General features: G+C 71.2%; 13 protein-coding genes. 1 reads left to right on the top strand and 12 read right to left on the bottom strand.

Going from position 1 to position 12744, the window contains the following annotated elements; genetic code table 11:
• The first annotated feature begins 77 nt into the window (after window positions 1–77).
• On the top strand, window positions 78–755 hold the full coding sequence (locus tag G6N30_RS05115) for a phosphoribosyltransferase (RefSeq protein ID WP_134060581.1): 678 nt from the start codon (window positions 78–80) through the stop codon (window positions 753–755).
• Here the strand turns inward: G6N30_RS05115 and G6N30_RS05110 are convergent.
• The 12 genes from G6N30_RS05110 to murD all read right to left on the bottom strand — a co-directional run bounded on the left by G6N30_RS05110 (window position 752) and on the right by murD (window position 12743).
• Window positions 752–1168 (bottom strand): phage holin family protein, encoded by a 417-nt coding sequence (locus G6N30_RS05110; RefSeq protein WP_134060582.1) that lies wholly within the window; start codon window positions 1166–1168, stop codon window positions 752–754. The two genes, G6N30_RS05115 and G6N30_RS05110, sit on opposite strands and share 4 nt — an antisense overlap.
• Before the next feature lie 17 nt (window positions 1169–1185).
• Window positions 1186–2004 carry a DivIVA-like cell division protein Wag31 gene (gene wag31, locus G6N30_RS05105; protein ID WP_134060583.1) on the bottom strand — a complete coding sequence of 273 codons (819 nt, stop codon included), beginning with the start codon at window positions 2002–2004 and terminating at the stop codon, window positions 1186–1188.
• Window positions 2005–2210: 206 nt separating this feature from the next.
• Window positions 2211–2501 carry a YggT family protein gene (locus G6N30_RS05100; RefSeq protein ID WP_134060584.1) on the bottom strand — a complete coding sequence of 97 codons (291 nt, stop codon included), beginning with the start codon at window positions 2499–2501 and terminating at the stop codon, window positions 2211–2213.
• Window positions 2502–2630: 129 nt separating this feature from the next.
• On the bottom strand, window positions 2631–3287 hold the full coding sequence (locus G6N30_RS05095; protein ID WP_134060585.1) for a cell division protein SepF: 657 nt from the start codon (window positions 3285–3287) through the stop codon (window positions 2631–2633).
• Between the two features lie 65 nt (window positions 3288–3352).
• Window positions 3353–4114, bottom strand: coding sequence for a YggS family pyridoxal phosphate-dependent enzyme (locus tag G6N30_RS05090; RefSeq protein ID WP_134060729.1), 762 nt, complete (start codon window positions 4112–4114; stop codon window positions 3353–3355).
• The gene (gene pgeF / locus G6N30_RS05085; protein WP_134060586.1) at window positions 4111–4815 is read right to left on the bottom strand and encodes a peptidoglycan editing factor PgeF; all 705 of its coding nucleotides are present in this window, start codon (window positions 4813–4815) and stop codon (window positions 4111–4113) included. Before pgeF ends, G6N30_RS05090 begins: the two co-directional genes overlap by 4 nt.
• A gap of 21 nt (window positions 4816–4836) precedes the next feature.
• Window positions 4837–6003 (bottom strand): cell division protein FtsZ, encoded by a 1167-nt coding sequence (ftsZ, locus tag G6N30_RS05080; RefSeq protein ID WP_134060587.1) that lies wholly within the window; start codon window positions 6001–6003, stop codon window positions 4837–4839.
• Between the two features lie 201 nt (window positions 6004–6204).
• Window positions 6205–7146, bottom strand: coding sequence for a cell division protein FtsQ/DivIB (locus tag G6N30_RS05075; RefSeq protein ID WP_134060588.1), 942 nt, complete (start codon window positions 7144–7146; stop codon window positions 6205–6207).
• Window positions 7143–8597 (bottom strand): UDP-N-acetylmuramate--L-alanine ligase, encoded by a 1455-nt coding sequence (gene murC / locus G6N30_RS05070; RefSeq protein WP_134060589.1) that lies wholly within the window; start codon window positions 8595–8597, stop codon window positions 7143–7145. Before murC ends, G6N30_RS05075 begins: the two co-directional genes overlap by 4 nt.
• The gene (gene murG, locus G6N30_RS05065) at window positions 8594–9715 is read right to left on the bottom strand and encodes an undecaprenyldiphospho-muramoylpentapeptide beta-N-acetylglucosaminyltransferase (RefSeq protein ID WP_134060590.1); all 1122 of its coding nucleotides are present in this window, start codon (window positions 9713–9715) and stop codon (window positions 8594–8596) included. Before murG ends, murC begins: the two co-directional genes overlap by 4 nt.
• Window positions 9712–11274, bottom strand: a complete 1563-nt coding sequence (ftsW, locus tag G6N30_RS05060; RefSeq protein ID WP_134060591.1) for a putative lipid II flippase FtsW — start codon at window positions 11272–11274, stop codon at window positions 9712–9714. Before ftsW ends, murG begins: the two co-directional genes overlap by 4 nt.
• 5 nt (window positions 11275–11279) lie before the next feature.
• Window positions 11280–12743: a UDP-N-acetylmuramoyl-L-alanine--D-glutamate ligase gene (gene murD / locus G6N30_RS05055; RefSeq protein WP_134060592.1), complete on the bottom strand. Its 1464-nt coding sequence runs from the start codon at window positions 12741–12743 to the stop codon at window positions 11280–11282.
• Window position 12744 lies beyond the last annotated feature (1 nt).

Below are 12744 nucleotides of genomic sequence, written 5' to 3'. Positions count from 1 at the left end.
CACCGGTCTGCTCGCAGTATTCGGCGCCACCCGCCCGGTGGATTGCATCGCGGCACGGCGGGTACGACGTTTCTGCGATGAGCGGATGGGACAGGCTCGGCGGCAGGGCGGCCGGGCGCACCTTCCGGGACCGCCGTGACGCCGGCCGGGTCCTGGCCGAGCAACTGTCGGCCTACCGGGGCCGCGACGACCTGGTGGTGCTGGGCCTGGCGCGCGGTGGCGTTCCCGTCGGCTGGGAGGTGGCCCACGACCTCGGGGCCCCGCTCGACGTGTTCCTTGTCCGCAAACTCGGTGTGCCGCAATGGGAGGAACTCGCGATGGGTGCCATCGCCTCGGGCGGCGGCGTGGTGGTCAACGATCAGCTCGTGGCGCGCCTGCACCTGAGTGAGGAGGACCTGCAGCGCGCGATCGAGCGGGAGACGGCAGAACTGCACCGCCGGGAAGCCGCCTACCGGCAGGGCCGGTCGCCGCTGGCGATCGCGGACAGGACGGTGGTGCTCACCGACGACGGGATCGCCACCGGTGCCAGCATGCTGGCCGCGGTGCGGGCGGTGCGGGCGTCGCAGCCCGCGCGGGTGGTGGTGGCCGTCCCGGTGGGTCCGGCGTCGGCGTGCCGGGAGATCGGCGGCGAGGCCGATGATGTGGTGTGCGCGACGACGCCGACCGGCTTCGAGGCCGTCGGCCAGGTGTACGCGGATTTCCACCAGGTCACCGACGACGAGGTGCGTGACCTGCTGGCGACACCCACCGGCTAACGGGTGGTGGGCTCTTCGGGGTGATCGGCGCCGGGGTGATCGGCGCCAGGGTGATCCGCGCCGACCTGGTCTTCATGCCGCTCGTCGTAGGGCACCGCGCGGGTGTCGGCGTCGAAGTCGGCATCCGAGTCCAACGCGAACGATTCGGCGCCCTCGGGCTCGTCCGGGTAGTCGGCGTCGAAGTCGCCGGTCGTCTCGGCGTCGTCGGCCCTGCTGTCGCCGGCCGCCGCGGAACCCGTCGCCGCCGAGCGGCCACCACGGGACCGTTCCCGCACCGCGTCGATGATCAACAGCACCACACCGACCACGCTGGCTGCGATACACACCCACGCGATCAGTGCATTACCGGTGACCACGGCGGTCACCAGGGCCGCCAGACCGACGACGGCGAGGACGAGCGCGATGATCAGCATCGATCAGCGCAGCCAGCTCAGTTGTTGCCGCGGTTGAATTGGTTGAAGCCGCCGCCGTCGTTGTTGGCGCTCGAATCCACCGGTGCGGCCGAACCACGCTGGCCCAGCTCCTCGAGCTGCGATTCCAGGTAGGTCTTCAGACGGGTGCGGTACTCGCGCTCGAAGGTCCGCAGCTGTTCGAGCCGGCCCTCGAGGACGGTCCGCTGCTGGTTGATGGTGCCCATGATCTCCGAGTGCTTGCGCTCGGCATCGGCCTGCAGTGCATCGGCCTTCTCCTGGGCCTGCCGCAGCTGCGCCTCGGACCGGCTCTGCGCGTCGGCCAGCATGGCGTCGGCGCGCTGGCGGGCCTCGGTGACCGTGGTCTCCGCGGTGTGGCGCGCCTCGCTGACCATCGCGTCGGCCTGGGCCCGTGCATCGGAGAGCAACTTGTCCGATTCGGCCTTGGCGGTGCTGGTCAACCGGTCGGCGGTCTCCTGGGCCAGGCTGAGCACCTTGGCGGCGCGCAGTGCCGAGTCCTCGCTCTGCTGCGCGGTGGGCGCGGGCGCCGCGGGCGCCTCGTACACCGGCTGCGGCGGCGGGGTCGGCTCGGGCTCCGGCTCGTAGACGGGGGCGGGCTGCGCCTGCTGGGACGAGCCGCCACCGGAACGCGCCGAGGAGAGCTCCTGATCCAGCTCGGCAACCCGCTGACGCAGATCGGTGTTCTCCTCGATGAGCCGGGTCAGCTCGTTCTCGACCAGGTCGAGGAAAGCGTCGACTTCGTCTTCGTTGTAGCCGCGTTTACCGATGGGCGGCTTGCTGAACGCCACATTGTGCACGTCGGCGGGTGTGAGCGGCATTGTCTGCCCCCTTGGAGTCTGGACCGTCAACCGATCTCAAAGTGTAAAGCCTGCTTGGAACGCAACTGGCGTCCATCCTGTCACACCAGACCCGGCGGTCGCAGCGGAGGTCAAATTTTAAGAGCGAATTTCAATTTCGCATCGTCAATTGTGATTACCGGCGAACACGGTCCGCGGCGACGCCACGGGGGCGTCGGCGACCAGGCTCAGGCGGCCGCGCCGAACGCCAACTGCATGCCGATGAACGCCACGAGCAGCAGCACCATGATCGACAGATCGAAACGCACCGCCCCTATCGTGAGCTGGGGAATGATGCGTCGCAGCAATTTCACCGGCGGGTCGGTCAGCGTCATGATCACCTCGAGCACCACGACCGTCAGCCCGCGCGGGCGCCAGTCCCGGCTGAAGGAGCGGATGAACTCGACGACCACCCGTGCGATGAGCAACAGCCAGAAGACGAACAGCGCAAAACCAAGGATTTCGAAGAACAGCGCCAACGGAAGCTCGACCTCACTACGGGCAGATGTGTGACATTCGATACAGGTGGGAAAACAACCTCGTCAGCCTACCTGTCGGGCCGACCCGTCGCCGTCGCGCGCCGGGTGACGCTGGATGTCACCGAGATGTCACTGATAGGCGTAGAAGCCCGCTTCCGCGATGCGCCTGCGCTCGTCGGCGGTCACGTCCACGTCGGCCGGCGACAGCAGGAAGACCTTGGTGGCGACCTTGTCGAACGAACCGCGCAGGGCGAACGCCAGCCCGGCGGCGAAATCGACGAGGCGCTTGGCGTCGGCGTTGTCCATCGACACCAGGTCCATGATCACCGGGGTGCCGTCGCGGAACTTCTCGCCGATCGTGCGGGCCTCGCTGTAGTCCTTCGGGCGCAGGGTCGTGATCTTGGCCAGCGGACTGCCTTCCTCGAAGAGCATCGCCATCCGGCGGGGGTCCATTGCGAGCGCGCCGCGGGTCGAACCGCGCAGCGCGCCGAGCCGCGGTGGCGGGGTGGCGCGGTCGAACTCGCGCGGGCCGCGCATGCGGGGTTCGAAGCGCGGCTCGTCGTACCCGCCGCGGTAGATCGGCTCGTCGTATTCGCGCGGGGCAGGGCGGTCGTCGTAGTCACGGCCGTAACCGTCCTCCTCGAATCGGTCCTCGCGGGGCCGACGGGCGTAACCACCACGGGCCGGGCCGCGCTCGGCGCGGTCGTCGTCCTCGTAGTACTCGTCGTCGTAGTCATCCATGGGCGCCATACCGAAGTAGGCCTTGACCTTGTGCAATGTGCTCATCGCGCGACCCTTCTGAAGACCGTCAAGCTTGGTGTCTGTGATGATGATGTGACTGGAGTGACTACTCAGGGTGACGTTAGAGGACGGGGCCCCATAAGCGCGGTACCGACACGCACACACGTCGAGCCGTGTTCGACCGCCGTCTCGAGATCGCCGGACATGCCGGCGGACAACTCGAGTCGCTGCTGGTATCCCTTCTGTACCCGTTGCGATTCCGCCTGCAAACGCGCGAACGCCGAGGCGGCGTCGGCGCCCAGCGGCGGAATGGCCATCAGCCCGACGAACTGCAGCGCCTCGGCGGAATCGACTGCGGCACAAAGCTCGTCGACGAGCTCGGGCCGGTTCACGTCGATACCGCCGCGCTCGACGTCACCGTCGAGGCTGAGCTGGAGGTATACCCGCAGCGGTGCGGTCCTGGCCCCGTCGGCCAGCGCGTCGGCCGCACCCCGGTCCAGCGCGGCGATCAGTTTGGCGCTGTCCACCGAATGCGCGGCGTAGGCCCAGCGGGCGATCGCCTTGGCCTTGTTGCGCTGGATCCGGCCGACCATGTGCCAGCGCACCGGGTCGTCGGCGACCTCGTCGGCCAGCACGGTGGCGATCTCCACGGCCTTCTTCGACGCTTCCTGCTCGCGGGATTCGGCGAAGTCGCGGCACCCGAGCCCGTAGAGGATCCGCACATCGGTGGCCGGGAAGAACTTGGTCACCGGCAGGAGCCGGATGTCGGCCACATCGCGGCCTGCGGCCTGCGCCGCGCGCGCGAGGCGTTCCCGGACGGCGGTGAGCGAGGCGGCCAACTCGGCTTCCCGATCGGTGACCACGGCGCTCACTCCATCCACACCAGCGAGGCCAGCCTGCCGGTCGGAGCATGGCGCCGGTGGCTGAACAGGTTGCGGTCGGCGACCGTGCAGCGCGGATCGACGTCGATGGCCCTCACCCCGAGATCCGTGAGCTGGCGGGCGATTCCGGCCCGAAGGTCCAGCGCCGCGGTCCCGCGGGTGGTCTTCGTCCGGCTGCCCGGCAGCGCCGCCTCGACCTCGGCGGCCATTTCCTCGGGCACCTCGTAGTTTCCGCCGCTGACCGCGGGCCCCAGCAGCACCGAGATGTCCTCGGCGTGCGCACCGGCCTCGCGCATCGCCTCGACCGCGCGTACCACGACACCGTCACGGGCGCCGACGCGTCCGGCATGCACAGCGCCGATCACCCCGGCGCGCGAATCGGCGAGCAGGACGGGAACACAGTCGGCGGTGACGACGACCAGGCCCAGGCGCCGGGTCGTGGTCACCAGTCCGTCGGCGTCGTCCACCGGACCGTCGTCCGGCCCGTCGACTCGCACCACCCGGTCGCTGTGAACCTGGTTCATCCAGACCAGGCGGCCGTCGAGTCCGGTCGCCCTCGCGAGCCGACTGCGGTTGGCGGCGACGGCGGCCGGATCGTCACCGACGTGGTCGCCGAGGTTGAAGGTGTCGTATGGCGGCTTCGAGACGCCACCGGCGCGGGTCGTGGTCACCCGCCGCACACGAACGGTCACGTTGCCAGTATCGGACCCGGGTCAGTGCCGCATGAACGGCGGCACGTCGACGTCGTCGTCCGCGATGCCCCCGTCATCCCGCCCGTCGCCGCCGATGCTCACGGTCGCACCGTTGGTGTGCACCGGCACGCTCGCCGCGTCGTGCGGTTCGAACAGCGACGACGCCACCTTCCCGGCCCGCCCGGGGGCGATCGGCTGCGTCGGGGCCGCACTCGGGCTCACCACCGGGTTGCGGCTCGGGCCCGCCGAGTCGAAGCCGGCGGCGATCACGGTGACGCGGACCTCGTCGCCGAGCGAGTCGTCGATGACGGTGCCGAAGATGATGTTGGCCTCGGGGTGCGCGGCGTCCTGCACCAGCGATGCGGCCTCGTTGATCTCGAACAGGCCGAGGTCGCTGCCGCCGGCGACCGACAGCAGCACGCCCTGGGCGCCCTCCATCGAGGCCTCCAGCAGCGGGGAGTTGATCGCGATCTCGGCGGCCTTGAGCGCCCGGCCGTCACCGCGCGCCGACCCGATACCCATCAACGCCGTACCGGCCCCGCTCATCACGCCCTTGACGTCGGCGAAGTCGACGTTGATCAGGCCGGGTGTGGTGATCAGATCGGTGATGCCCTGCACACCGTTGAGCAGCACCTCGTCGGCGCTGCGGAACGCGTCCATCAGCGAGACGGCGGCGTCGCCCATCTGCAGCAGCCGGTCGTTGGGGATGACGATCAGCGTGTCGCAGCTCTCGCGCAGCGCCTGGATGCCGTTCTCGGCCTGGTTGCTTCGCCGCTTGCCCTCGAACGAGAACGGGCGCGTTACCACGCCTACGGTCAGCGCGCCGAGCTTGCGGGCGATCGAGGCGACGACCGGCGCACCACCGGTGCCGGTGCCACCGCCCTCGCCCGCGGTGACGAAGACCATGTCCGCGCCGCGCAGGAGTTCCTCGATGTCGTCCTTGGCGTCCTCGGCGGCCTTGCGGCCGACCTCGGGGTCCGCCCCCGCGCCGAGGCCACGGGTCGAGTCGCGGCCGACGTCGAGCTTCACATCGGCATCGCTCATCAACAACGCCTGCGCGTCGGTGTTGATCGCGATGAACTCCACGCCCTTGAGGCCCTGTTCGATCATCCGGTTGACGGCGTTGACGCCACCGCCGCCGATGCCGACCACCTTGATCACGGCGAGGTAGTTGTGCGGCGGGGTCATCGCTCGACCTTCTTCGCGCAAGCGCTCATGAGCGTTGCCTTTCTGCTGCCTGGTTGCCAGTACTCATGCGAAGCCTTCCCCAAAAACCCTCAACCTCAACCACAGGCTTAGAGTTATGTCAAGTAGTTCCGCGCAACCAGAACGGTAGGGGGACCGTCCACGCGAACCATGCAGGCGCGCCGACGGTGTCGGCACGAATTTCTACTTGACCGTGGGCAAATCGGGACTGGACACGTCGTACGTGCGGCCCGGTTGCGTGAGCAGCGCGGCCAGCTTCAGCGCCTTCTCGTCGGTGCGGTCGGTGGTCCCCCACACCACCACCCGGCCGTCGATCAGCGTCAGGGTGATCGAGGCGACCGACGGCGCGGCGATGCGCCCGACCTGACCGGCCACCTCCGGCGGCAGCGCCAGCATGACCTGCAGCGCGGCCTTGGTCGCCGGATCGTTCGGCCCGGGCGTCGCGGTCTCCAGATACGGCAGGTTCGGCGGCGGCGGCGCGGTCGCGAAGTCCACCCCGTCGCGGTCGAACAGGTGCGGGCCGTCCGGATAGTCCTTGACCACCACGGGGATCCGCTCGACGACGGTGATGCGCAGCGACGACGGGTACTCGCGCTGCACTCGCGCACTGGCGACGCGGCGGATGGTCGCCACACGTTCGGCGACGGCGTCGGTGTCGACCTGCAGCAGCGGCGTCCCGGGCACCACCGCCGCGGCGGTGAGCACCTCGTCCTGAGGTATCGCCTCCAGCCCGACGACCACGACGTTGCGCGCGGACATGATCGGCGTGAAGTACAGCAGCAGTCCGAGCCCGACCGCGAGCACCGACAGCAGCGCCGACCACACCAGGACCTTCAGCCCGCGCACCGCGCCGCGCGGGACCGGTGTCACCTCCTGGACGGGCCCGCTGACCACCCGGCGCTTGGCCTCGCGACGGGCCTCCTCGATGGCCATCGCCCGGTCCTTGACCGCGCGGCGCTGTTCGCGTTCGCGCCGCGCGCGCCTGCGGGGTCCCTCGTAGTCCTCGTCCTCCGGCGGTGCCGCGGGCTGATCGGGGGACGGGGCCTCGTCGACCACGGGCGGCGTGGCTTCGTCCGGCGCCGCCTCGGGCTGATCCGGATCCGACCCGGACGGCGGCAACGTCATCGCGATCCGGCCCCCGGCACGGTGCGATTCGCCCTGACCTGCAACGCCGTCAGGATCTCCGGGCCCAGCATGGTGACGTCGCCCGCGCCCATCGTGACGACCACGTCGCCGGGCTGCACGGAGCTCGCCACCCGCTCGGCCACCGCGGAGAAATCCGGCACGTAGGTGACCGGCGCCGCGACGTGTTCGACGATGCTCGCGCCGCTCACCCCCGCGATGGGCTGCTCACGGGCGGCGTAGACGTCGAGGACGAAGACCGCGTCGGCCGCGCTCAGCGCCGCGCCGAACTCCCCCGCGAACGTCTCGGTGCGGGAGTACAGATGCGGCTGGAACACCACCACCGCCCGCCCGGTGCCGGCCTGCTCGGTGACCGCGCGCAACGCCGCCAGTGTCGCCGCGACCTCGGTCGGGTGGTGGGCGTAGTCGTCGAAGACCCGGACCCCGCCCGCGGTCCCGACCAGTTCGAAGCGGCGGCGCACACCCTCGAAGCCGGCCAGCCCGTCGAGCACCGTCTCGGCGTTCGCCCCGACCTGCAGGGCGGCCAGCAGCGCGCCCAGCGCGTTGAGCGCCATGTGCCGGCCCGGCACCGACAGCCGCATCGCCCGCGGGTCGCTCTCCCCCGCCAGCTGGACGTGCGCCACCGCACCGGTCCCCTGCTGCTCCCAGCTGACCAGCGCGCCTGCGAGGTCGTCGCGACCCGGCGAGCCGTAGCGCAACACCCGAACACCAAGGGCCGCAGTGCGTTCCGCGAGCGCCGCCGACCCCGGGTCGTCCACGCACACGATCAGCGCACCACCCGGGCTCAGCCGCTCGACGAACGCGTCGAACACCGCGGTGTACGCGTCGGCGCTGCCGAAGAAGTCGAGGTGGTCGGCCTCGATGTTGGTCACCACGGCGACGTCGGGGGTGTATTCGAGCAGTGAGCCGTCGCTCTCGTCGGCCTCGGCCACGAAGCACTCCCCGCTGCCGTGGTGGGCGTTGGTGCCCGCCTCACCGAGGTCGCCGCCGACGGCGAAGGACGGGTCGAAACCGCCGTGCTGCAACGCGACGATGAGCATCGACGTGGTGGTGGTCTTGCCGTGGGTACCGGTCACCATCAGCGTGGTGTGACCGGCCATCAGCTTGGCCAGCACCACCGGCCGCAGGATGACCGGGATCGCGCGCCGGCGCGCCTCGACCAGTTCCGGGTTGGTCTTGGGGATCGCCGCATGGGTCGTCACCACCGCGGTGGGCCCGCCCGGCAGCAGATCCAGCGACGACGCGTCGTGGCCGATCCGGATGGCCGCCCCGCGTGCCCGCAGCGCCACCACGGCGCGGGACTCCTTGGCGTCGGAGCCCGACACCATCGCCCCGCGGTCGAGCAGGATGCGGGCGATCCCCGACATGCCGGCGCCGCCGATGCCCACCATGTGGACCCGGCGCAGCTCGTCGGGCAGGGGCGGGGTGCTCACCGCACCGTCTTCCGCGCGCCCGCCGTCTCGCGTGCCACGTCCAGCGCGACGTGCGCGACGTGGCGGGCGGCGTCGCGGTGTCCCGAGAGCGCCGCTCCCGCGGTCATGGTCTGCAGCCGGCCGGTGTCGGTGAGCAGCGGGATCAGCGTCTCGGCGATGAATCGCGGTGAGAGGTCGGCATCGTCGACCACCAGACCGCCGCCGGTGTCGACCACGGGTTGGGCGTTGAGCCGCTGCTCCCCGTTGCCGATGGGCAGCGGGACGTACACCGCGGGCAGGCCGACGGCGGTCACCTCGGCCACGGTCATCGCCCCGGCACGGCAGATCGCCAGGTCGGCGGCGGAGTACGCCAGGTCCATCCTGCTCAGATACGGCACGGCGACGTAGGGCGGATCGCCAGGCGCCGGCTCCGGCAACTCGAGGGTGTTCTTCGCCCCGTAGGCGTGCAACACCGAGATACCCGCGGTGGCAAGCTGTTTCGCGGCACCCGACACGGCGTTGTTCAGCGAGCGGGCCCCCTGCGAACCACCGAACACCAGCAGGACGCGGGCGTCGTCGGCGAATCCGAAGTGGGCGCGGGCCTGCGCCCGCAGCGCGCCGCGGTCCAGTTCGGTGATGCTCGACCGCACCGGGGTGCCGACGACCTCGACGGGGCCGAGCCCCGGATCGGCCACCGCCGAGAGCACCCGGCGCGCGAACCGCGCGCCGACCTTGTTGGCGAGGCCGGCACTGGCGTTGGCCTCGTGGACGACGATGGGCACGCGAACGCGCCGGGCCGCCAGGTACGCGGGCAGTGCGACGTAGCCGCCGAACCCGATCACGACGTCGGCGTGCACGGCGTCGAGGATCGCGCGGGTCTCGCGTACCGCCCGGCGGACGCGTAGCGGCAGGCGCAGCAGGTCACCGGAGAGCTTGCGCGGCAGCGGGACGGGGGTGATCAGTTCGAGGTCGTAGCCGCGTTCGGGAACCAGTCGCGTCTCCAGTCCCCGCTCCGTGCCGAGCGCGGTGATCCGGACCCCGGGCTCCAGCGTGGCCAGCGCATCGGCGACGGCCATCGCGGGTTCGACGTGCCCCGCGGTTCCGCCGCCGGCGAGGACGACCGAGATGGTGCCGTTCACCCGTAACGCTGACCTTCCCTGGGCCGAGCTCGTCGACCCTGTTGGCGCTGACCGGTCCGGCCCGATGCCGTCCGCTGACCGCCTACATGATGCCCTGAGCCCCGCACCCGGCGATCATCCGCCGGGGGTTTGCGCCGCGGCGCGCGGGCCGCTTTGGCCGGCTTACCGGGTTTGGCCGGCTTGCCCGCCTTTCCCGGCCGCGATCGCAGCCGGTCCCGGACGGCCTCGAGCGGGGTGGGCACGTACGGCTCGGGCAGCGGCAGCCGCAGCAGCCGGTTGACCCGGTCGTCGCGGCCTGCGCGCAGCGCGGCGACCGCCTCGGGCTCGTGTCGCGCGGCATTGGTGATCAGACCCATCATCAACAGTGTGGTGGCCGTCGAGGTGCCGCCCGCGGAGATGAGCGGCAACTGCAGCCCGGTGACGGGCAGCAGGCCGACGACGTAGCCGACGTTGATGAACACCTGGCCCAGCACCCAGGTCGTCGTGGTCGCGGTGAGCAGGCGCAGGAACGGGTCGGCCGAGCGGCGGGCGATCCGCATCCCGGTGTAGGCGAACAGCCCGAACAGGCCCAGCAGCCCGGCCGCGCCGATGAAGCCCAGCTCCTCGCCGATGATCGCGAAGATGAAGTCGTTGTGGGCGTTGGGCAGGTAGTTCCACTTCGCGGTGCCCTGCCCGAGTCCGTCGCCGAACACCCCGCCGTTGGCCAGCGCGAACTTGGCCTGACGCGCCTGGTACCCGGATCCCTGGGCGTCGGCACTGGGGTCGAGCCACGACTGCACGCGCGCCGACCGGTAACCCTCGGCCATCGCCAGGACGGCCGCCGACACCATCACCGCCAGCAGTGAGCTGAGGAAGACCCGCAGCGGCAGGCCCGCGTACCAGAGCAGGGCCAGCAGGATGATGCCCAGCGAGACGGTCTGACCGAGGTCGGGCTGGGCGACGATCAGCGCGAGCGCGATGACCGCGGCGGGCACCAGCGGCACCAGCATCTCGCGCAGGGTGGCGCGCTCCATACGCCGCGCGGCCAGCAGGTGGGCACCCCAGATCGCGAACGCGATCTTGGCCAGCTCGGAGGGCTGCATGGAGAAACCCGCGACCACGAACCAGCCGCGCGATCCGTTGGCGATCTTGCCGATGCCGGGGATGAGCACGAGCACCAGCAGCACGATGGTGAAGGCGAACCCGGGGAACGCCAACCGGCGCAACACTTTCACCGGCATCCGCAGCGCCAGGTAGAACGCGACCAGGCCGACCGCCGTCCACAACACCTGTTTGGCGAACACCGCCCACGGCGAGCCGTCGGAGTCGTAGGAGTACACGCCCGACGCGGAGAGCACCATGGTCAGCCCGAGCGTGACGAGCAACCCGGCGACGGCGATGATCAGGTGGAACGACGTCATGGGCCGGCCCAGCCACGCCGCGAAACGCGTGCGCGACACCACCGGAGGTTGCGCGGGGGTGGGCGCGGTCGGCGCGTCGGTGCCGTCGGCGTCCCCGGCGTCTTGCGCGCCCTCGGCGCCGGCCGCCCTGCCGCGCAACCGGGTCAGGATCGTCGCCACGGCGGTTACCGGAGTTCGGCGCGCACCGCGGCGGCGAAGGCGTCGCCACGCTCGGAGTAGCCGCTGAACTGGTCGAATGAGGCCCCCGCGGGCGCCAGCAGGACAGCATCGCCGGGACGGGCGAGTCGACGTGCCGCGTCGACCGCCGCACCCATCACGGCATCGGGTAGCGATCGTCCCGCCGTGTCGACCACACGAGTCACACGATTCCCACCTGACTCAGTTGTCCCATGCACCCCAGAATCCTCCCCCGTCACAAGCTCGACGACGGGGACATCCGGCGCGTGTCGCGATAACGCCTCGGCGACCACGGCGCGGTCACGGCCGATCAGCACGGCACCGGCGAGCCGGTCGGCGACCTCGGCGACCAGCGCGTCCACCGACACGCCCTTGAGCAGACCGCCGGCGATCCACACCACCCGCGGGTACGCCGCGATCGACGCCCGGGCGGCGTGCGGGTTGGTGGCCTTGGAGTCGTCGACATAGGTCACCCCGTCGACGACCGCGACGACCTCCGCCCGGTGCCGCCCCACCTCGAACGACGACAGAGCCGCGGCGACCGCCTCGGCGGGCACGTCGACCGCGCGGGCCAGTGCGGCCGCCGCGAGCGCGTTGAGCACCCCGACGGGCCCGGCGATGTGGATGTCGTCGACCCGGGCCAGCGGGAGGTCGGCGGCGAACGCGTTGTCGACGAGCCACCCGTCGCGCACCCCGAGCTCACCGGCGACCGGAGGGCCCAGCCGGAACCCCGCCCGCACCGGCGCGGCGGCCGTCGTCAGCAGCCCCGCGGCCATCGGATCGTCCAGGCCCACCACGGCCACCCGGCCGTCGAGCACCCTGGCCTTGTCGCGGGCGTAGGCCGTCATCGAGCCGTGCCAGTCGAGGTGGTCCTCGGCGACGTTGAGCACCACCCCGGCGTCGGGTCGCAGCGACGGCGCCCAGTGCAGCTGGAAGCTCGACAGCTCGACGGCCAGGATCTCGGCCGGTTCGGCCAGTACGTCGAGGACCGGGTTGCCGATGTTGCCGCACAGCACCGCGCGGCGCCCGGCGGCGCGCAGGATGGCGTACAGCATCGACGTCGTCGTGGTCTTGCCGTTGGTGCCGGTGACCACCAGCCACCGCCGCGGCGTCCCGAACCAGCCCGCCCGGTCGAGCCGCCATGCCAGCTCCACGTCGCCCCAGATCGGCACCCCGGCCGCTGCGGCCGCCGCCAGCACCGGCGTGGTCGGGGCGAACCCCGGGCTCGTCACCACCAGCGCGTAGTCCGCGATGCCGGCGACCGCCTCCGCGGTGGTCACCACCGACGCCGGCGTCACCAGCCGCTGCAGCGCCAGCGGATCGTCGTCGCAGATCGTCAGCCGCGCGCCGGTGGGCTCGAGCGCGGCGCTCACCGAGCGGCCGGTCAGTCCGGCGCCGGTGATCAGGATCCGGGCGCCGGGGGTCAGCGGTTCGACGGCGGTGCGGGCCATC

The organism is Mycolicibacterium litorale, assembly GCF_010731695.1.
In the GTDB taxonomy this organism is placed as follows: Bacteria; Actinomycetota; Actinomycetes; order Mycobacteriales; family Mycobacteriaceae; genus Mycobacterium; species Mycobacterium litorale.
The sequence above is the reverse complement of the archived record's forward strand: the minus strand, read 5'-3'. Positions and strand labels throughout refer to the sequence as shown.

Excerpts from the sequence above, each read along its gene's own strand:
- murD (WP_134060592.1), bottom strand. The coding sequence starts at position 12,743 with ATGGCCCGCACCGCCGTCGAACCGCTGACCCCCGGCGCCCGGATCCTG.
- ftsZ (WP_134060587.1), bottom strand. The coding sequence starts at position 6,003 with ATGACCCCGCCGCACAACTACCTCGCCGTGATCAAGGTGGTCGGCATC.
- G6N30_RS05110 (WP_134060582.1), bottom strand. The coding sequence starts at position 1,168 with ATGCTGATCATCGCGCTCGTCCTCGCCGTCGTCGGTCTGGCGGCCCTG.
- G6N30_RS05115 (WP_134060581.1), top strand. The coding sequence starts at position 78 with ATGAGCGGATGGGACAGGCTCGGCGGCAGGGCGGCCGGGCGCACCTTC.
- G6N30_RS05075 (WP_134060588.1), bottom strand. The coding sequence starts at position 7,146 with ATGACGTTGCCGCCGTCCGGGTCGGATCCGGATCAGCCCGAGGCGGCG.
- wag31 (WP_134060583.1), bottom strand. The coding sequence starts at position 2,004 with ATGCCGCTCACACCCGCCGACGTGCACAATGTGGCGTTCAGCAAGCCG.
- G6N30_RS05095 (WP_134060585.1), bottom strand. The coding sequence starts at position 3,287 with ATGAGCACATTGCACAAGGTCAAGGCCTACTTCGGTATGGCGCCCATG.